The sequence below is a fragment of the Bacillus sp. CECT 9360 genome, assembly GCF_918741275.1.
Classification (GTDB): domain Bacteria; phylum Bacillota; class Bacilli; order Bacillales; family DSM-1321; genus Peribacillus.
Map to the genome: position 1 here is coordinate 222,331 of NZ_CAKKNA010000003.1, position 18,616 is coordinate 240,946.

The 18,616-nt window shown below is 42.2% G+C and carries 21 protein-coding genes and 1 tRNA gene; 4 read left to right on the plus strand and 18 right to left on the minus strand.

Going from position 1 to position 18,616, the window contains the following annotated elements; translation table 11 throughout:
* Positions 1-19: 19 nt before the first annotated feature.
* The 6 genes from LQ216_RS04980 to LQ216_RS05005 form a co-directional block, all read right to left on the minus strand.
* Entirely contained in the window at positions 20-1,204 is a 1,185-nt protein-coding gene (locus LQ216_RS04980; protein ID WP_230127292.1) for a phosphoglycerate kinase, read from the minus strand.
* 177 nt (positions 1,205-1,381) lie between these two features.
* The gene (gap, locus tag LQ216_RS04985) at positions 1,382-2,389 is read right to left on the minus strand and encodes a type I glyceraldehyde-3-phosphate dehydrogenase (protein ID WP_230127294.1); all 1,008 of its coding nucleotides are present in this window, start codon (positions 2,387-2,389) and stop codon (positions 1,382-1,384) included.
* Between the two features lie 55 nt (positions 2,390-2,444).
* Positions 2,445-3,467 carry a sugar-binding domain-containing protein gene (locus LQ216_RS04990; protein ID WP_230127295.1) on the minus strand — a complete coding sequence of 341 codons (1,023 nt, stop codon included), beginning with the start codon at positions 3,465-3,467 and terminating at the stop codon, positions 2,445-2,447.
* Between the two features lie 139 nt (positions 3,468-3,606).
* Positions 3,607-3,855 (minus strand): glutaredoxin family protein, encoded by a 249-nt coding sequence (locus LQ216_RS04995; RefSeq protein ID WP_230127297.1) that lies wholly within the window; start codon positions 3,853-3,855, stop codon positions 3,607-3,609.
* A 19-nt stretch (positions 3,856-3,874) separates the two neighbouring features.
* A complete protein-coding gene (gene rpoN, locus LQ216_RS05000) occupies positions 3,875-5,173 on the minus strand; it encodes an RNA polymerase factor sigma-54 (RefSeq protein ID WP_230127299.1) in 1,299 nt (432 codons plus the stop codon).
* Between the two features lie 170 nt (positions 5,174-5,343).
* A tRNA-Arg gene (locus LQ216_RS05005) sits at positions 5,344-5,415 on the minus strand.
* A gap of 255 nt (positions 5,416-5,670) precedes the next feature.
* Here LQ216_RS05005 and clpP point away from each other — a divergent pair.
* Complete coding sequence (clpP, locus tag LQ216_RS05010; protein ID WP_230127301.1) at positions 5,671-6,270, plus strand: ATP-dependent Clp endopeptidase proteolytic subunit ClpP; 600 nt, start codon at positions 5,671-5,673, stop codon at positions 6,268-6,270.
* A gap of 63 nt (positions 6,271-6,333) precedes the next feature.
* On the opposite strand, the gene LQ216_RS05015 is transcribed toward clpP, so the two are convergent.
* The 7 genes from LQ216_RS05015 to LQ216_RS05045 form a co-directional block, all read right to left on the minus strand.
* Positions 6,334-6,591, minus strand: a complete 258-nt coding sequence (locus tag LQ216_RS05015; protein WP_230127303.1) for an HPr family phosphocarrier protein — start codon at positions 6,589-6,591, stop codon at positions 6,334-6,336.
* Positions 6,592-6,620: 29 nt separating this feature from the next.
* Positions 6,621-7,580 carry a DNA-binding protein WhiA gene (whiA, locus tag LQ216_RS05020; RefSeq protein WP_230127305.1) on the minus strand — a complete coding sequence of 320 codons (960 nt, stop codon included), beginning with the start codon at positions 7,578-7,580 and terminating at the stop codon, positions 6,621-6,623.
* 67 nt (positions 7,581-7,647) lie between these two features.
* Complete coding sequence (locus tag LQ216_RS05025; RefSeq protein ID WP_290369225.1) at positions 7,648-8,625, minus strand: YvcK family protein; 978 nt, start codon at positions 8,623-8,625, stop codon at positions 7,648-7,650.
* Entirely contained in the window at positions 8,612-9,511 is a 900-nt protein-coding gene (rapZ, locus tag LQ216_RS05030) for an RNase adapter RapZ (RefSeq protein WP_230127307.1), read from the minus strand. Before rapZ ends, LQ216_RS05025 begins: the two co-directional genes overlap by 14 nt.
* Before the next feature lie 45 nt (positions 9,512-9,556).
* The gene (locus tag LQ216_RS05035) at positions 9,557-10,015 is read right to left on the minus strand and encodes an 8-oxo-dGTP diphosphatase (protein ID WP_230127498.1); all 459 of its coding nucleotides are present in this window, start codon (positions 10,013-10,015) and stop codon (positions 9,557-9,559) included.
* 499 nt (positions 10,016-10,514) lie between these two features.
* On the minus strand, positions 10,515-11,465 hold the full coding sequence (gene trxB, locus LQ216_RS05040; protein ID WP_230127309.1) for a thioredoxin-disulfide reductase: 951 nt from the start codon (positions 11,463-11,465) through the stop codon (positions 10,515-10,517).
* Positions 11,466-11,576: 111 nt separating this feature from the next.
* On the minus strand, positions 11,577-13,079 hold the full coding sequence (locus LQ216_RS05045) for a tetratricopeptide repeat protein (protein WP_230127310.1): 1,503 nt from the start codon (positions 13,077-13,079) through the stop codon (positions 11,577-11,579).
* Positions 13,080-13,336: 257 nt separating this feature from the next.
* Between LQ216_RS05045 and LQ216_RS05050 the strand changes: the two genes are divergently transcribed.
* From LQ216_RS05050 to LQ216_RS05060, 3 genes are read left to right on the plus strand one after another with little or no spacing between them, the layout of a single operon-like run.
* Entirely contained in the window at positions 13,337-13,687 is a 351-nt protein-coding gene (locus LQ216_RS05050) for a helix-turn-helix transcriptional regulator (RefSeq protein ID WP_230127312.1), read from the plus strand.
* Between the two features lie 26 nt (positions 13,688-13,713).
* Complete coding sequence (locus LQ216_RS05055; protein ID WP_230127314.1) at positions 13,714-14,520, plus strand: ImmA/IrrE family metallo-endopeptidase; 807 nt, start codon at positions 13,714-13,716, stop codon at positions 14,518-14,520.
* Complete coding sequence (locus tag LQ216_RS05060) at positions 14,520-15,083, plus strand: hypothetical protein (protein WP_230127316.1); 564 nt, start codon at positions 14,520-14,522, stop codon at positions 15,081-15,083. The genes LQ216_RS05055 and LQ216_RS05060 overlap by 1 nt, the downstream gene beginning before the upstream one ends.
* A 130-nt stretch (positions 15,084-15,213) precedes the next feature.
* Here LQ216_RS05060 and hisIE read toward each other — a convergent pair whose 3' ends face one another.
* Genes hisIE through hisB form a run of 5 tightly spaced genes read right to left on the minus strand, consistent with a single transcriptional unit; the run spans position 15,214 to position 18,559 of the window.
* Complete coding sequence (gene hisIE, locus LQ216_RS05065; RefSeq protein ID WP_230127318.1) at positions 15,214-15,849, minus strand: bifunctional phosphoribosyl-AMP cyclohydrolase/phosphoribosyl-ATP diphosphatase HisIE; 636 nt, start codon at positions 15,847-15,849, stop codon at positions 15,214-15,216.
* Complete coding sequence (hisF, locus tag LQ216_RS05070) at positions 15,846-16,604, minus strand: imidazole glycerol phosphate synthase subunit HisF (RefSeq protein ID WP_230127321.1); 759 nt, start codon at positions 16,602-16,604, stop codon at positions 15,846-15,848. Before hisF ends, hisIE begins: the two co-directional genes overlap by 4 nt.
* Entirely contained in the window at positions 16,605-17,339 is a 735-nt protein-coding gene (gene hisA / locus LQ216_RS05075; protein ID WP_230127322.1) for a 1-(5-phosphoribosyl)-5-[(5-phosphoribosylamino)methylideneamino]imidazole-4-carboxamide isomerase, read from the minus strand.
* Complete coding sequence (gene hisH / locus LQ216_RS05080) at positions 17,336-17,971, minus strand: imidazole glycerol phosphate synthase subunit HisH (RefSeq protein ID WP_230127324.1); 636 nt, start codon at positions 17,969-17,971, stop codon at positions 17,336-17,338. Before hisH ends, hisA begins: the two co-directional genes overlap by 4 nt.
* Positions 17,972-18,559, minus strand: a complete 588-nt coding sequence (hisB, locus tag LQ216_RS05085) for an imidazoleglycerol-phosphate dehydratase HisB (RefSeq protein ID WP_117306943.1) — start codon at positions 18,557-18,559, stop codon at positions 17,972-17,974.
* Positions 18,560-18,616: the final 57 nt, after the last annotated feature.

An 18,616-nucleotide genomic window follows, 5' to 3' on the forward strand; every position in this document is an offset into this window, starting at 1 on the left:
CATTTAATGATTCATACCACTATTTATCATTCAAGGCCACGACGCCCGGCAATTGCTTGCCTTCCATGAATTCAAGCGATGCACCACCACCAGTTGAAATATGCGACATCTTGTCTGCAAGGTTGAATTTTTCTACCGCAGCAGCTGAATCTCCACCACCAATGATGCTGTATGTATCACCAGCTTCAGCGAGTGCTTCTGCCACTCTCTTCGTTCCACCTGCAAACTTATCTATCTCAAATACACCCATAGGCCCGTTCCAAATAACAAGCTTGGAGCTCTTGATCACGTCTGCATAAATATCCCTTGTTTTAGGGCCGATATCAAGTGCTTCCCAGTCAGCGGGAATAGAATTGATTGCGACTTCTTTTGTATTCGCATCATTGGAGAAGTCGTCAGCTACCACTACATCAACTGGCATGTATAGCTTGACTCCTTTTTCTTCGGCTTTATTTATATAGAAATTGGCCAAGTCGATTTTATCTTCTTCGAGAAGGGATTTACCGATTTCATGTCCTTGTGCTTTCACGAATGTGTAAGCAAGACCGCCGCCGATAATTAAGTTATCTACTTTTTCAAGCAGGTTTTCGATTACACCAATTTTATCTTTTACTTTCGCTCCGCCAATGATGGCAGTGAAAGGACGTTCAGGATTGGATAACGCTTTGCCGAGAACTTCCAGCTCTTTTTCCATCAACAAACCTGAGACAGCGGGAAGGTGTTTGGCGATTCCTTCAGTGGAGGCATGGGCGCGATGGGCCGCTCCGAATGCGTCATTCACATATACATCCGCAAGATCGGCAAAAGATTTAGCCAATTCCGGGTCATTCTTTTCTTCACCAGGGTAGAAACGGACATTTTCCAGCAATAATACGTCACCGTTATTGAGCTTTTCGATTTCGGATTTTGCGATATCGCCATAAGCCTCATTAGACTTTGCCACATTTCTCTCCAATAACTCGCTTAATCTTTTGGCGACAGGAGTAAGACGCATTTCTTCAACAACTTGTCCCTTAGGCCGCCCTAGATGGCTTGCTAATATTAGCTTCGCTCCCTGTTCAGAAAGATATTGAATCGTAGGGATCGCTGCGCGGATTCTTGTGTCATCCGTAACATTGCCATTCTCCATTGGAACATTAAAATCCACACGGCAAAAAACGCGTTTCCCTCTCACATCGATATCCTTGATAGACTTTTTATTCATGACCGAAGAACCTCCTTTGGATTTTAAGGGTGGGGGATTATTTCATCCATTTTTACCTTAAAAGGGGAGAGGGCATATATCCCATCTCCCCTTTTTCTTTTTCATTATAGTCTCTTTGAGCCCGCTAATCCAAATTATACATTGGGTCCCTTGTGACTTTTTAGTTAAGCTAAGAAATTATAGTCCTTTTGAAGCGATGTAATCAACAAGGTCAACAACACGGTTAGAGTAACCCGTTTCGTTATCATACCAAGAAAGAACTTTTACCATGTTGCCTTCCATAACCATTGTGGAAAGAGCATCGATAGAAGATGAGTAACGGCTGCCGTTGTAGTCGGTAGATACCAGTGGAAGCTCGTTGTACTCAAGAATCCCTTTCAATTCACCTTCAGCTGCTGTTTTAAAAGCTGCGTTTACTTCTTCAGCAGTTACATTTTTTTCAAGCTCAGCAACAAGGTCAACAACGGATACGTTTGGTGTAGGAACACGCATAGCCATACCGTTTAATTTTCCTTTTAATTCAGGCAATACAAGCGCAACTGCTTTTGCAGCACCTGTAGTTGTCGGAATGATGTTCTCCGCTGCTGCACGCGCACGACGGTAGTCTTTATGCGGAAGATCAAGAATTTGCTGATCGTTTGTATAAGAGTGAACAGTAGTCATCATACCGCGTTTGATGCCGAATTGGTCGTTAAGCACTTTTGCGAAAGGAGCCAAACAGTTTGTAGTACAAGAAGCATTTGAAATAACATGATGGTTAGCAGGCTCGTATTTCTCGTTGTTCACGCCCATAACGATTGTAATATCTTCATCATTCGCTGGAGCGGAGATGATTACTTTCTTTGCGCCGGCTTCAAGATGCTTCGCTGCGTCTGCGCGCTTTGTGAAACGTCCTGTAGATTCTACAACCACTTCTACACCAAGATCTCCCCAGCCTAATTGTGCAGGATCACGCTCAGCTAAAACTTTTATCTTATGCCCTTCTACCAATAGGTAGTCACCGTCTACAGATACCTTTTCATTTAATGTTCCGTGAACAGTATCATACTGCAATAGGTGCGCCAGCATGTTTGCATCTGTCAAATCGTTTATTGCCACTATTTCTACGTTTGGATTGCGCAAAGCCGCACGGAATACGTTACGTCCTATACGTCCAAATCCATTAATACCAACTTTAACTGCCATGATTAGTTCCTCCTTATAGTTAAGAAAAAAATAAAACATTTATTTAAAAGGGATATTACCCCTTTAATAACTCTTTTGCTGCCGCTTCATCCGTTATCAAAACCGTAGAAGAAGGCGCAGTCTTCATATAAGAACGGATTGCCTTTGCCTTTGATTTCCCTCCGGCTACCGCAATTACACTTCTTGCATCCTTTAGATCATCAAGCTGAATGCCGACTGTTTGCACTTTATGGACAACATCACCATTTTCATTGAAATAATACCCGAACGCTTCTCCAACAGCATTCCCCTCCGTGATTACTTTCATAATCTCAGGGCTAGTTTTTCTTCGTTCGGCCATTGCCAATGCGTCCCCTACACCATGGATGACAATATTAGCTGATTGGATAAGTGAGATTACTTCCTTGATGGTTGGATCTTTCATAAAGGATTTGTAGGCCTCTTTGCTGACTTGATCGGGAATATAAAGAACCCTATACGCGGCATTCGTCTTTTCTGCCATCTTCGAAACAATCATATTGGCCTGGTTGTGAACATCTTCCCCAAGTCCACCGCGTGCAGGCACAAAAACCAAATCCTTGCCATCAAGGGCAGGTGTCAGCATGTTTGCGACCTCGGCTATTGTAGAGCCTCCTGTTACAGCGATGATATTTTCTCCAATAAACTCCTGTTTCATACGGTTTGCACACGCTTTGCCCAATTCGCTTTTGACCCATGGCAATTGGTCGCTGTCACCAGCAACGATGATCACCTGTTGCAACTTCAGTTTCCGCTTTAATTCTTGTTCCATTAAGTCTATACCCGTTACCTCACGCATTATTCCCTCTAATTTCTCGAGAATATCCTCACCTTCGACAGAAAGCTGCATACCGGAAGTGAACACATGAATAAGCTGTTGCTCTTTCAAAAAGTCAACCTCGCTTCTTAGCGTTCTTTCCGTTAGATTCAAGCTGACCGCCAAGCTTCTCCGGCCAACCGGCTGCATAATTTTGATATAACGCAGGATATCATATCGTTTTTGCATAACCGCCATCAAATCGGGTAATAATTTTCTTTGTACATCAAGCAATGAGCGCATGTAACCAAACCCCTTGCATTTATATTGGGACTTCAATTGTCCCGGTTAGACAATTAGTGTCCCACTTACGGCAAAAAAATATTCCTGCTACGATTTCATTCTAGCAGGAACGGATATCTACTTCAACCAATAAGCTTAATTATTTTTTCAAAATCCCGTGAAGGCTGGTTTTATCCAGATTACCGTATTGAATAATTTCTCCCTGCCACTCAAGCACCGGAATCATCAAGCCAAAGCGTTCAAGTAAATCGTCATCGGAATAAATATCAATCTCTTTATAGGAAATACCGATTTCATCCACTAATTCATCTAATATCTTTTTGGCCTTATCGCAGAGAGAACACTTCTCCCTTGTATAAAGCAATAACTCTTCTCTCTTCAAGTTCATTCATCCTTTGCCGTTACCCTTAATCGTATCTCTTTCTTTTTGACGAAGATGGAATGCCCAGCTGATCACGGTATTTGGCCACCGTCCGCCTTGATAGGATAATCCCTGCTTCTGCCTGTAATAAATGAGAGATATCCTGATCTGAGATCGGTTTTCGTTTATCTTCCGCCTGTATGGCTTGCGCTACCTCTTTTTTCGCTTTGCGCGCGGAAATATCCTTTTCTGTTGTCGATTGCAATGTCGATGTAAAGAATGCCCTCATTTCTAAAGTACCGAACGGAGCCCTAACATACTTATCCTTAACCACCCTGCTGACTGTTGACTCATGGATTTCCAGGTCCAAAGCAATTTCTTTCATCGTCATCGGAATTAAAAAGGACATCCCTTTATAAAAGCACTCAGATTGTTTCTCTACAATTTTTGCCATAACTTTCAGGATGGTTTCTTTTCTTTGTTGAATGCTCCGCTCGATCCATTGAAACTCCTGCCATTTTTCCTGCAGAAAACGGTCAACCTGCTGATCATTATGCTGTTTCATTTCTTTCAGATAAGACTCATTTGAGCTTATCCTCGGCCCATTTTTATCGAGGTTTGAGACAATGAATCCCCCATTCCTCAACTCTACAGCAACATCGGGAATAATATAAGTCGCTTTATCATGATCATACAACGATCCCGGCCGCGGATTTAATGTTTGGATAAAGTCCGATACACTTTGAATCTCTTTTAAAGATACGTGCAGCTTCCCCGATAGTTCTTTCCATTTTTTCTCCGCGAATAAAAGAAAATACTCTTCCAGAATTTTCTCGGCCAATTTATGTTTTGCTATTCTTGCTTGAATTAAAAGGCATTCCTGCAGGTTTCTTGCACCGATCCCAAAAGGTTCAAGCTGGTGAATTAGCTTAAGGCATTCCGCCACCTCTTCCACCCGACTTCCCGTCACTTCAGCAATGTCCTCCGATGTCACCCTCACATACCCATTGTCATCCATATTGCGAATGAATTGCAGGAAAATATTTACCCTAGTTTTCGATAACTTCTTAACATTCAATTGTGATAATAAGTGTTTTTCAAGCGTCCATTGCTCCCCGCCGATTTGTTCGATCCAATACTTTGGATCCTGCCCATTTCCCCTTCGCTGTATAGAAAGTGATTGCGGGTAATCCAGGGAAATCAGAGGATTCTCTAATGCCTTGCTTTCCAGAAAAGCTGTCAGCTCCTGTGAGGAATATTGTAAAAGGGCAATGGCCTGGCTCAATTCCTGGGTCATCGCTAATTTTAACGTTTGCTGTTGAAAAAGTCCCACTCTCATATTCATGACTTCTCCCCCCGTTTGTTTTCATTTTACAATATACGGAGATAAACGTGTATAAAAAGCTTTGAAAACGCTTACTAAATTATTTTTTTACTAACCCTATGATAAGTAATATATGAGAGAAGGCGCAAAAAACCCGCCTGCCAATTAAAAAAGGCAGGCGGGTTTAAGGATGCCCTCGACAGGAATCGAACCTGTATTTCAAGCTTCGGAGGCTTACGTGCTATCCGTTGCACCACGAGGGCATATGAAGGACAAACGTATAATTAAACACGAATTTCATTATATGTCAGATTTCATCTGTTTGCAAGTAGCCAAACTGTTTTAAATTCAATCATTATGGGTATTATGGATAAAGTGATTAATTTCACCTTTGGAAAATGTCGAACAAATTATCTAGAGACCAGATTGTTTTGTTTGACCTAAATTGACCAAAAGGTGTATCATACATACATAGAGTAAAACCTATAATCATTCTCTTCATAAGGAGGAAATAATGCATGAACTTAATTCCTACAGTTATTGAACAAACAAGCCGCGGGGAACGTGCTTACGATATTTATTCCCGTCTACTAAAAGATCGTATTATTATGCTCGGCAGCGGCATTGACGATAATGTCTCTAATTCCATTGTTGCCCAGCTGCTGTTTCTAGAAGCGGAAAACCCTGAAAAAGATATCACGTTGTACATCAATTCTCCGGGCGGAAGCATCACCGCAGGAATGGCCATTTACGATACGATGCAATATATTAAACCGAACGTCTCTACGATTTGCATTGGAATGGCTGCCTCCATGGGTGCATTCCTACTTGCTGCCGGTGAAAAAGGAAAACGCTACGCCCTTCCAAGCAGTGAAGTCATGATTCACCAGCCCCTTGGCGGAGCACAAGGGCAGGCGACAGAAATTGAAATCGCCGCGCGCCGCATTCTCTTCTTGCGTGATAAATTAAATAAAATTCTTTCTGAACGTACTGGCCAGCCGCTTGAAGTAATTGAGCGCGACACAGAACGCGATAACTTTATGATTGCCGAGAAAGCGATGGAATATGGATTAATCGACAAGGTGATCTCCCACAACATTGATAACGAGAAAAAGTAATAAGAAGAAAATAAAAGGATACCTGCCGATCTTCAGATAGATTGGCAGGTATCCTTTTATTATTTATATATCCTGTTCAATGAACGCTTGCAGTGCTTCAACCGCTTCCTGTTCATCCTTGCCCTCTACAACCAGTTTAATGACAGAACCTGTGCTTACAGCGAGGCTCATTAGACCCATTATACTTTTTGCATTTACTTTTTTTCCGTCCTTCTCCAGAAATACCTCCGATTGAAACCGGGTGGCTTCCTGGACAAAAAGGGCAGCCGGACGGGCCTGCAATCCGCTTTTCAAGCGAACCTCCACTTGTTTCTCGACCATTTCTGTATCCCCTCCTTAAATGATAATCTTTATATTTTTTGTGACGCAGCCATTTCCCCGGTTCTAAGCTTGTCGGCGATTTCATCAATCTTCCGTAAACGGTGATTAATCCCTGATTTGCTTATGTTTCCGCCAGATACCATTTCTCCTAGTTCCTTCAAGGTAACCTCTTGGAATGCCACTCTCAATTCGGCAATTTCCCGTAGCTTATCCGGCAATATGCCGAGGCCGACCGTATCATCTATATATCGGATGTTTTCAACTTGCCTTACAGAAGCGCCAATGGTCTTATTCAGATTAGCAGTTTCACAGTTCACCAAACGGTTCACCGAATTTCGCATATCACGGACGATCCGCACATCCTCAAAGCGCAATAAAGCCTTGTGAGCACCAATTATATTTAAGTATTCAGCGATTTTTTCCGCTTCTTTTAAATACGTAATATAGCCTTTTTTTCGCTCCAGTGTTTTAGCTTTTAGCCCAAAACCATTCATCAATTCGCATAGGGCGTCATTGTGCTCTTTATAAAGCGAGAATACTTCCAGGTGGTAGGATGAAGTTTCCGGATTATTGACCGAACCTCCCGCGAGAAAGGCTCCTCTTAAATACGCACGCTTGCAGCATTTCTTGCCGACCAATTCTTTTGAAATAGTATGCTGGATCGAAAAACCGTCCTCTAATATTTTTAAATCAGTTAAGATGGTTTGTCCGCCTGAAGAAAGTCTCACGATATACACATTATTTTTTTTCAGCTTCATTTTTTTGCGGACAAGCAATTCTACTTGGACCGCCTCATAGTTTTTCTTTAGCAGCGTGTAGATCCTTCTTGCAATTGCCGCATTTTCTGTTTGAATATCGACAACAAGCTTTCGATTGGAAAACGAGAGCGAGCCGTTCATTCGAATGAGCGCACATAATTCAGCTTTGCCGCAGCAATCTTTTTCTTCCAATGTTGTCAGCTCTTTTTTAGTTTCTGAAGCAAAAGACACGAAATCCCACCTCCAATCGAAAATTACGTTATGCTGGCTCAGTTTTCTTAAGTTTTATACGATTTAATCAACGGTTGGTTTCATCTAAAAGCATATTATATAGAATCCGCGCTACTTTTTTTGTATCGTGACGGATTGCATTACGGTCGTAGCTATATATTTTATCTACCACGGTATCTAAACCAAGATCCGTTAAACTGTCTAAGTCAAACCGGACCGGCTGGGCATCCTCTTCCTTATACCGTCGCAAGACCGTATCCGGAATGGCTTCATTGTTTACAAGGATGCTTGAGATGAAATGACAGCTCATATGATCATAAATCGCCTTCACATGATCGCTGGCTGTGTAATTCAAGGTCTCCCCTGCCTGGGTCATTAAATTACAAATGTAAACCTTCTTTGCCTTTGATTTGCAAACCTCTTCCCCAAGACCGGGAACTAACAGGTTTGGAAGGATACTCGTATATAGGCTACCCGGACCGATGACGATCAGGTCAGCTTGTTTAATTTCCTGAATGGTTTCACGCAGTGGTTGAATGTCAATGGGTGACAGGAAAACCCTTTTAATCTTCTTCCCCGAATCCGGGATTTTTGATTCTCCTGTTACAACACTGCCATCCTCCATCTCAGCGTTAAGAATCACACTTTGATTGGCCGCCGGAAGAACCTTACCCCTGACATTGAGTACTTTGCTCATTTCCTGGATCGCATGGACAAAATCACCTGTGATCGACGTCATGGCCGCAATGATCAGGTTACCAAGGGAATGTCCGGTAAGCTCGTTCGAACTTTTGAAACGATGCTGAAACATCTGTTCAACAAGCGGCTCTACGTCGGATAGGGCCGCCAGCACATTACGGATATCACCGGGTGCAGGAATGTCCAGCTCGTTCCTCAATCGGCCCGAGCTGCCGCCATCGTCCGCTACCGTAACAATTGCCGTGATATCAACCGGATATTTTTTTAACCCTCGCAGCAAAACAGGGAGGCCGGTGCCTCCTCCAATTATGACGATTCTTGGCTGTTGAGTTTTATTTGGTATCAATTTTGCTCTTCCTCTTCTCTATATCACGGTGAGAAACATGTGTCACATAATCGTCTTCAAAATATTTGGCAATATACTCAGCGAGCGCTACTGAACGGTGCTGTCCGCCTGTACATCCAATCGCGATAACAAGCTGCGCCTTACCCTCCCGTTTATAATGGGGAAGCATAAAACTTAGCAAATCGGTTACCTTCTCTAAAAACTTGGTCGTTTCATTCCACTTTAAAACATAGCCTGACACTTCTTCATCCAGACCGGTTTTCGGACGCATGTGTTCAATATAATGCGGATTCGGAAGGAAGCGAACGTCAAAAACAAGATCGGCGTCAATTGGTAGTCCATGCTTAAAGCCGAATGACATAACGTTTACTGAAAAGACAGGTTTATTTCCGTTAGCATACTCCGTTAAAATCTTTTCTCGCAATTCTCTTGGTTTTAATTTTGAAGTATTGTATATCGTCTGCGACCGCCCCTTTAGTTCCTCTAACAGGCTGCGTTCGAGATGAATACCCTCAAGAGGACGCTCTGAAGGCGCAAGCGGGTGCGTCCGTCTTGTTTCCTTGTATCGACGGACAAGGGCCTCATCATCGGCGTTCAGAAATAGAATTTGCGGGGTAACCCAAGAAGTCTCCGCGAGATTGTCGAGCGCCTTAAATAAATGGTCAAAAAACTCACGTCCACGCAAATCCATAACAAGGGCCACTTTATTCATCTTATTGCCGGATTCCTTCATTAACTCAAGAAATTTCGGCAGTAACGTCGGCGGCAAATTATCGACACAGAAAAACCCTAAATCTTCAAAACTTTGAATCGCTACCGTTTTACCGGCACCTGACATCCCCGTAATAATCACTAATTGCGTTCCGCTTACCGAACCTGTACTCATTTCACTTTTCCCCCTATCAAAAGAGCAAGCAGCATCTATTTTGAATTAACCTGGATCCAGTCTGTACGAAATCAAATCAAAATCAGGTGTATATGTAAACGTCCCGTAAATGATGCCGTTTCCATGAATCATATATTCCAAAATATGATGATCTCCTTCTGCCATCGGAAGCTTACTCACTTCTTCCACACGGTGCCAGAATAGTTCCCCTTCATCAGACTGATCAACATTCACTCCGTCAGCCTCTGTTGCCAGAAAGGTGAACATCATCCACTCGTTGAGAACTTTATCTCCCTCTTTTATGATGAAGGTAAAGATTCCTTTAATGGCAGGGTTCTTTATATATACTCCGGTTTCTTCGCGATATTCCCGGATACAGGCATCTCTTACTGATTCTCCCGGTTCCATTTTTCCACCCGGCGCGACCCACCAGCCGCGACGCGGTTTTTTTAATAGCAGGATTTGATCATCCTTAATCAAAACACAATTCGTTACACGCTGCATTTCCTTCACCTCTGGTCGCCCGAACTCGGCGTCTAAAACGTAATTTATCATGAACAAAGTATCTGCAATAAGCAAAAGACCAAGATGTATTCATGTTATTATACTATTTTTGCAAACCACCCACAATGAACAAAGACTGACAGATTACAAATACTGGTTTGATGCAAGTTTAGAGAAAATTGGCCGATTAAAGGAACCAGTCTCAGACTTCGTGGTAGAACCTTCAAATAATGTAGCGAGTATCCTGCTGATTGTAGCCCAGTTGAGGATTTTTGGAGCGAGAATCTTAATTTGTAACCCGTTTAAGATTTCGTAGCGAAGATTTCAATTTTGTAGCGAGTAGAGGGCATTTTGCTCTTATTCGCAAAAAAATAGGCACGGACTTTTGTCCGTGCCAGCCAAGGGTTATATTTATTAAAGGGGGTCAATTTCTATATCTACTATACCCAATCTTTATTTCACATATGTTACAGCATAATTAAAACAGAGTTACGAATTATTAAGCTTGTAATTTAATCTGTTCTTGTACTTCTTCCACATAATGCTGCGCGGCTTGAGCAGCGATGCTGCCGTCACCTGTGGCTGTTACAATCTGGCGAAGCGTTTTTTCACGGATGTCTCCCGCCGCAAAAATCCCAGGTATTTTCGTTTCCATTTTTTCGTTGGTTACGATATAGCCATTTTCGTTTGTGATTCCAAGGTTTACGAACGGTTTTGTCAATGGCAACATTCCGATGTAAATGAACACACCGTCGGCTTTGAATTCCTGTTCTTCGCCATTGATCGTGTTAACAAGCGTTACACTGCCGACTTTTCCGTCTTTGTCATTAATTTCTTTGATTGTATGATTCCAGATGAAATCAATTTTTTCATTTGCAAACGCACGATCCTGAAGAATTTTTTGCGCGCGAAGCTCATCCCGGCGATGCACAATGGTTACTTTTGAAGCGAAACGTGTCAGGTATACGCCTTCTTCCACGGCAGAATCCCCGCCGCCAATAACAACTAGCTCCCTTTGCTTAAAGAAAGCTCCGTCACAGACCGCACAATACGAAACACCGCGTCCTCCCAGTTCTTTTTCACCCGGCACACCGATTTTCTTGTACTCTGCACCAGCGCTTATGATAACGGAACGGGCTTTATATTCCTTTGAGCCAGCAACGAGCGTTTTATATTCTTCGCCATCAATGATTTCTTTTACATCGCCATACGCGTATTCCGCTCCGAATTTTTTCGCATGGTCGAACATCTTCGTAGAAAGCTCAGGTCCTAAAATGTGATCGAATCCGGGATAGTTTTCCACTTCCTCCGTATTCGCCATTTGACCACCCGGAACGCCGCGTTCAAGCATCAATGTTGAAAGGTTTGCGCGGGAGGTATAGACAGCGGCTGTCATACCTGCGGGTCCGGCACCGATTATAATTACATCATAAATTTTTTCTTCAGTCATGATGTTCACTCCTTCATTCAATCATTTCCACTAGCTCTTTACAGTTTTCTTTTACTAGTATTTCCTACCTACTATCCTATATAACAAATAAATCCTAGTCCAAATATTTGCTCATTGAAGCAGAGTATTGACTGATTTGATGTACTTGGAAAGAGTAGAGACCGATATGAAATGCTTTTCCGCGATTTCCGGCTGTGTTTTTCTTTCATTGCGAAGTCTTTGCCATACATATTCCAGCGCAGCCGCCCATCCTGCGGGGTTCGTCAGCTTAAGGTTAGCTTTCTCCGCTTCTACAAATACGGAGAACCACATTAAGTACAGCCCAGCCTCTGTATGCTGCACAGGTTGAAAATGATGGTACAGCATTTCCGCTGTCCGGTCAGCAAAATCAATCGCTGACTGCTTTCTTCCCTTGGCACTACCCTTAACGGCCGCAGCGTATTCCTTTTCAAACATTGTAAAGAGCGGATTTTTTTGGAATAAAGGATGGTTAAACACCTGCTCTTTTTGATTGGAATGCTTCGTTAAAAAGATCGCAAACAGCCTCTCTTCGATAAACTCGCTTTCCAGCCGTTTAATAATCGAAGGAAGATGGTGTTCAAAGCCATTAACTGCAGAATTCGCATCGCTCCACGGCTCCAACCCTTCTTTTTCGGGATTGGCTTCCAGCACTTTTTTCCATGCCCGTTTCGCGGTGCTTTCATGTCCTAAATGGAAGGCTGAATTACTAAGCCAGTAATAGAACGACCCGTCACCTTCGAATCCCTGCTTTTGCAGCTGCCGTAGCCACCTATAGGCGAGGGCATACTTCCCGACTAAAGCAAAGGTAGCTCCAAGCTTAAAGCGGTGATCTACTAAAATGGGGCGGATTTTTTCCAGACCCTTCACCAATTCTTCGACCTTCTCATCATTTTTCCGATAATAATGGAATACTGTCAGATTACAAAGGGCATGCAGATTGCCGGGGCTCTTAGCAAGAACGTCCTCCAAGGTACTGAAAGCCTCTTCTATTTCCCCTAAATAAAAGTAAGCGAGGGCCAGGTTATTATAAGCAGACCAAAACTCCGGATGCTCTTTAATCGTTTCATTCAGCACTTCAATCGCTTTCTGAAAATTACCTGCCTCCAGATATTCACGGGCTTCCTCTTGCTTAAAAATCAACCCGTCTTGCTCCGCAAGGCTTTCTTCCGTTTCATCAGCCTCAAAAGTGATTAAATCGAGCAAGTCTTCCGCATCTTCGCTGAATTCCCCATCTTCTTCTTTATCGAGGTACGCACTCGCATGGCGGTACGCTTCCTTGAACATACCCAAATGAGCATAATTATTAGCCAAAAAGTAATGGCATTCTGTCATATATGGATCAATTACATCCAAAATGTTCTGAAGCAAATGGTTAGAGCGGCTGTATTCGCCGATTTCCGTACAAGTAATCGCAAGCTGACACGCAATCATCGGTTCAGCGGGTTCCAGCTCAAGCGCTCTTTCGAAGTATTTCCTTGCTTTATATAAATCATGTCTATGATATGCTTTTAAACCCTTGGCGAAATAGTATTCTCCTGTCGGGTGAAATGATAGTATTTTGGCTGGCTTGCCAAGCTTAGAGTCTTTGCTCATGAAATCCTCCATCTTCAAGTTCTTTAACTATAGTAGTATACCATAACGGATGGGGTTTGCGTAACTTTGAGAACCCACAGGGGTTGTAGGGAAAAATTGTGTGTATAACTTATTAAAAATGTTCTATTGCTCATTATAGTGAGCTCGGTTAGTTTAAAATCAACTTTATATCTTTGTAATTATTTATTACAAAATTTATCTGATTCGATTATAAAAAACAAAAAATGTGTTATAATATTACAAAAGGAGGGGTTCTAATGTTAAATCAAGAGATTGGTTCAAAGATTAGTTTCCGCAGGAAAGCATTAAATTGGAGCCAAGAAGAACTTTCAAAAAAATTAGAAGAAAAAGGGCTTCCTTTGAGTAGAGAAGTCATAAGCAATATAGAAAAAGGCAAAAGAATTATTAATGTCGTTGAAATGAACGCCATCATGGATGTATTAGGATTAGACATTAACACGTTCTTGCATCAAGAAGAAGAAACAGATTTAATTACATTGTTTAGACAAAAAGAGGAGTTAGATCAGGAAGATGAATGGTTTTTGGAAGACCTACAAATGATAGCTGCTGCATTCATCGGACAGGAAAAAATAATTCAAGGGCTTTAGCCTAGTCTATAAATGGTGGTGAAAATATGAATAAAAAGAAGGCTACAGAGATCCCTCAATTCTTAGGTGAAAAAAAACGTTTAGATGCTAAAAAAATGGCACGACAAGTAAGCCTGGAAATCGCTCTATTAGGGATAACGGATATATTCGATGTTATTGAAGAAAAAGCATTACTTATAAAGTCTCCATATAAAAATTCAGAAGGAAAAGCAAGATTCTCCGGATTCTGCAGCTATATAGACAATCACTTTGTTGTATTTATTAACTCTGCATATTCACTTGGCCATCAACGCTACACGGCTGCTCACGAACTGTATCATGTGTACTTTGATACGGAAAAATTAAAAAAAAATAAATTGTTAAAAAGAGACGATAATAGCAATGAGGAATTGGCCCAAACTTTCGCAGCGGAACTGCTAATGCCGGAAGATCGCCTCAAAAGTAGCTTTCTAGAAGAAGTTGGCTCTAAGGAAATGGATGTTTATCATACTATCCGTCTTCATCAAACTTTCAAAGTTAGTTACCGGGCAATGGTTACAAGATGCCTTGAATTGGGATTAATCAATGAAAAAGCTTATTTAAAACTTACCGAATATGGAACAATTGAGAATAAGGAATTACTACAAACGCTGACAAAGGAAAGTGGATATAAAATCGATCTCCTTCTTGCAACTAATGAACGATATGTTTCAAGAAAGTTTGTTGATTTCGCAATTGATAATTTCTCCAATAATAAAATTTCTGAAGGACGACTTAAAAGTCTGCTAGAATATGCTGGTGTTGAGAATTTTGAATCCATTGTAACAAAACACAATAAGGAGAAAAATTCCTGATGAAATTGTCTGCGGCTATTTCTGATACAGATTTATTGATTCACCTATTTGAAACTGGGAATTTACATATTATTGAGACATTATTTGAAAAGATATATGTTCCCAGGCAAATTATGAGGGAATTACAATATAAGAACAAAGAGGTTGTTTTTCTTGTAAGAAAAAATCATAATTTAAAAAACATATATGTAAACACCGAAGATCAAGAATACGAGATATTTAATAGAACAGCTTCCATAAAAGCACGAGAAGTAGCTGCCTTCATTGATAACGGCGAAGCTCATTGTGTAGGCTATTCATTTGCTATGCAAATTCCCATTGTTATTTCAAACAATCGAAAGGAATTTGAAATAATGGAACAACATGTAGTCCCTTTGAACTTTGCTAGAATTCTTTTTATTTTGGAACAAAAAGAATTTATAAGTTTGGAGGAAGCAAAACGTCTATATACTGAAATTAACACAAATATGAGTTACCCTTCATCTTGGTCATATCAAAAATGGGCGGCTGAAATGAATCAAAAACTACAAAACCCCATCTGGAAAAAAGCATTGGACTTATAAACCTCATTTAGCTATGAAACTTCGCAATGTACACCTTAAGAGTTGATTTTATTTAAATGAAAAAACATCTAAGCGAAATATTCACCATTCAAATAAAAACGAGAAGGAGAGTTCTATCTCCTTCCCGTCTTTATTCTTTTACGGCGTGTCTTTGCTTAAGAACCGTTAGTACGGATTCCAGAGGCAATTCTTGTTCTTGAAGCAATACAAGCAAGTGGTATAATAAGTCCGCTGTTTCCAAAGACAATTCTTCGTGGCTTCTATTTTTAGCGGCAATAATGACCTCGGCTGCTTCCTCTCCGACTTTTTTCAGGATTTTATCGATTCCTTTTTCGAATAAATAGGTGGTGTATGAACCTTCCGGCAGCGATTTCTTTCGTTCGGCAATCAATGCCTCTAATTCTGATAAGAAGGTGGCATCGGTTTGATTATCAGAAGCGTTATCCGTTTGATACACTGTTTCTGTAAAGCAACTTGTCGTGCCGTTATGACAGGCTGGCCCAGTCGGCTTGACTAAGACAATCAAAGCATCACCGTCACAATCCAATTTCATTTCAACGATTTTCTGGGTATTACCGCTCGTTTCTCCTTTATGCCACAATTCATTCCTTGAGCGGCTAAAGAACCAGGTTTCCCCTTTCTCAAGCGAAAGCTGAAGTGATTCTTTGTTCATATACGCAAGAGTTAGGACTTCCTTTGAGTCCGCATCCTGAACGATAGCAGATATTAAGCCATTCTCATCAAATTTGACGTTATCTATATTCATCTCACTACCACTCCTTGGTGTTTAAGAAACGTTTTTACCTCTTTAACCGAAGTCTCTTTATAATGAAAAATGGACGCGGCAAGCGCAGCATCCGCTTTCCCCTCTTTAAAGGCATTTTCAAAATGTTCAGCGTTTCCGGCTCCGCCCGATGCAATAACCGGGACCGTTACCGCCTCGCTTACTGCTTTCGTTAAGTCTAAATTAAAGCCGCTTTTTTCGCCATCATTATCCATGCTCGTCAGCAATATTTCGCCGGCTCCCCGGTCAACCGCTTCCCTGGCCCAGCTAATCACATCCCGCTCCGTCGGTTGTCTGCCGCCATGTGTATAAACTCTCCAGGTGCCAATCGATTCGTCATATTTGGCATCTATCGCAATGACGATACACTGAGAGCCGAAATAGCCAGCTCCTTCATCTATTAAATCCGGACGCAATACGGCGGCTGTGTTCAAGGAAACTTTATCAGCTCCCGCCCGCAAAATCCGCTTCATATCCTCAAGCGAGTTGATTCCCCCGCCTACGGTAAACGGAATTGCCAGGCTTGCTGCAACAGCCCTTACAACTTCAACCATCGTCTGTCTGCCTTCATGCGATGCTGAAATATCAAGGAAAACCAGTTCATCTGCTCCTTCTTGATCGTAAAAAGCGGCGAGCTCAACTGGATCACCTGCGTCCCGAAGCGACACGAACTGAATCCCTTTTACGACACGTCCTTCTTTTACATCGAGGCAGGGAATGATTCGTTTAGTAAGCATTTAACCACGCACCTTTTCTAATGCCTCTTTAACCGTGAAACGATTCGAATAAATCGCTTTCCCGACAATTGCCCCGATAATTCCATGTGACTGGACAGCCTTCAGTGTGGTTAAATCCTCAAGACCGCTAATGCCACCTGATGCAATCACATGCTTTCCCGTTTCGTCTGCCATCCGAACAACTCCGTCTATATTCGGGCCCGACAACATGCCATCCGTTGCAATATCGGTTACGATAAATACCTCCGCCCCGGCATCAGCGACCGCTTTCCCAAGCTCATATGCATCGGTCTCAGATGTTTGCAGCCAACCGTGTGTTGCCGCTTTTCCATCCTTCGCATCGATTCCGATAGCGATTTGCTTCCCGTATTTTCGGATCATTTCCTTTGTGAAAATCGGATCCGAGACAGCAACACTGCCTAGGATTACTCGTGATATGCCATTTTCAAGATAATAGGCAACATCCTCTTCTGTCCGGATGCCGCCGCCAATCTGGATCTTAGCAGATAATTGCTTAGCCGCCTGAATCACGTATGCATCGTTCACGCGTCCACCTGCTTTAGCACCGTCCAGGTCAACCATATGAATCCATTCGGCCCCCTGATCTGCAAAGCTATTAGCCATATCAAAGGGAGAATCACCATAAACGGTTTCCTGATTATAATCTCCCTGAATCAAGCGGACGCATTTCCCCCCGCGCATATCAATTGCTGGATAGATGGTGAAATTGCTCATCGGCTAACCTTCCTTTCCACTAGTTCCAGGTAACTCTTTAAAAGTGATATCCCCATTTCTCCGCTTTTTTCAGGATGGAATTGCATGCCATACACTGAATCCTTGCCAACTATTGCGGGAACTTCTTCATAATAGCGGGCGGAAGCTTTAACTACACTTTCTTCTGCTGTTTTCACATAGTAGGAATGGACAAAATATACATAATCCTCTTTAAGACCTTTGAGCAATTCTGAGTCGTTCTTAAAATTTAGCAGGTTCCACCCCATATGCGGAACTTTATAGCGTTCTCCTTCGCCATCTGTTCCAGGAAAGCGGACAACCTTTCCAGGCAGCAAAGCAAGCCCTTTGGACAAACCATTCTCTTTACTTTCTTCGAATAGCAGCTGCATCCCAAGGCAAATCCCAAGTAAGGGCTTGCCACTGTTTGCATAATCTTTAATAAACCCTGTCAATTCCTGTCTGTCAAGCAAAGTCATCGCATCTTTAAAGGAACCGACACCCGGCAGGATGAGTCCCCTAGCATTTCCAAGCTCCTCGGGGTTATCGGAAATGAACCATTCCGTACCAAGCCGCTCCAATGCCTGGCTAACGCTAAACAAATTACCCATGCCGTAATCGATAATGCCAATCATCTACAACATTCCCTTCGTCGAAGGAATCCCCTTTACCCTCGGGTCAATCGACGTTGCCTCGTCAAGAGCGCGAGCCAACGCTTTAAAAATCGCCTCAATAATATGGTGTGTATTCTGGCCGTAATGGACAATTACATGCAGGTTCATTCTCGCTTCAAGCGCTAGCTTCCAGAGAAATTCATGCACAAGCTCCGTATCGAAGGTTCCCACTTTTTGCGATGGAAAAGAAGCACGGAACTCCAAGTGAGGCCGATTGCTTAAGTCAACAACAACCTGAGCTAAAGCTTCATCCATCGGTACGAAAGCATTCCCGTAGCGCCTGATTCCTTTTTTATCACCAAGCGCCTTTACAAGGGCCTGGCCAAGGCATATCCCAATATCCTCAGTCGTGTGATGGTCATCTACATCAATATCACCTTTAGCATCGACGGTCATATCGAAGTGCCCATGCTTTGTGAATAAATCGAGCATATGCGTCATGAAGGGAACGCCCGTCTCAATCACAGACTTGCCTTCCCCGTCTATCGAAAAATCCAATTTTATCTTTGTTTCATTTGTATTCCGCTCTATTTTAGCAACTCGTTCCATCTTGTCATACCTCCTATATAAGAACCCTCAAAACCCGTATTTATAGAAAACCCGTCC

Bases quoted from the DNA above. Each gene is read 5' to 3' on its own strand.
- hisB (WP_117306943.1), bottom strand. From the start codon at position 18,559: ATGGAACGAGTTGCTAAAATAGAGCGGAATACAAATGAAACAAAGATA.
- hisH (WP_230127324.1), bottom strand. From the start codon at position 17,971: ATGATTGGCATTATCGATTACGGCATGGGTAATTTGTTTAGCGTTAGC.
- clpP (WP_230127301.1), top strand. From the start codon at position 5,671: ATGAACTTAATTCCTACAGTTATTGAACAAACAAGCCGCGGGGAACGT.
- hisIE (WP_230127318.1), bottom strand. From the start codon at position 15,849: ATGAATATAGATAACGTCAAATTTGATGAGAATGGCTTAATATCTGCT.
- LQ216_RS05045 (WP_230127310.1), bottom strand. From the start codon at position 13,079: ATGAGCAAAGACTCTAAGCTTGGCAAGCCAGCCAAAATACTATCATTT.
- LQ216_RS05035 (WP_230127498.1), bottom strand. From the start codon at position 10,015: ATGCAGCGTGTAACGAATTGTGTTTTGATTAAGGATGATCAAATCCTG.
- LQ216_RS04980 (WP_230127292.1), bottom strand. From the start codon at position 1,204: ATGAATAAAAAGTCTATCAAGGATATCGATGTGAGAGGGAAACGCGTT.
- hisF (WP_230127321.1), bottom strand. From the start codon at position 16,604: ATGCTTACTAAACGAATCATTCCCTGCCTCGATGTAAAAGAAGGACGT.
- LQ216_RS04995 (WP_230127297.1), bottom strand. From the start codon at position 3,855: ATGAACTTGAAGAGAGAAGAGTTATTGCTTTATACAAGGGAGAAGTGT.
- gap (WP_230127294.1), bottom strand. From the start codon at position 2,389: ATGGCAGTTAAAGTTGGTATTAATGGATTTGGACGTATAGGACGTAAC.
- LQ216_RS05060 (WP_230127316.1), top strand. From the start codon at position 14,520: ATGAAATTGTCTGCGGCTATTTCTGATACAGATTTATTGATTCACCTA.
- LQ216_RS04990 (WP_230127295.1), bottom strand. From the start codon at position 3,467: ATGCGCTCATTGCTTGATGTACAAAGAAAATTATTACCCGATTTGATG.
- trxB (WP_230127309.1), bottom strand. From the start codon at position 11,465: ATGACTGAAGAAAAAATTTATGATGTAATTATAATCGGTGCCGGACCC.
- rapZ (WP_230127307.1), bottom strand. From the start codon at position 9,511: ATGAGTACAGGTTCGGTAAGCGGAACGCAATTAGTGATTATTACGGGG.
- rpoN (WP_230127299.1), bottom strand. From the start codon at position 5,173: ATGAATATGAGAGTGGGACTTTTTCAACAGCAAACGTTAAAATTAGCG.
- LQ216_RS05055 (WP_230127314.1), top strand. From the start codon at position 13,714: ATGAATAAAAAGAAGGCTACAGAGATCCCTCAATTCTTAGGTGAAAAA.
- LQ216_RS05015 (WP_230127303.1), bottom strand. From the start codon at position 6,591: ATGGTCGAGAAACAAGTGGAGGTTCGCTTGAAAAGCGGATTGCAGGCC.
- LQ216_RS05050 (WP_230127312.1), top strand. From the start codon at position 13,337: ATGTTAAATCAAGAGATTGGTTCAAAGATTAGTTTCCGCAGGAAAGCA.
- hisA (WP_230127322.1), bottom strand. From the start codon at position 17,339: ATGAGCAATTTCACCATCTATCCAGCAATTGATATGCGCGGGGGGAAA.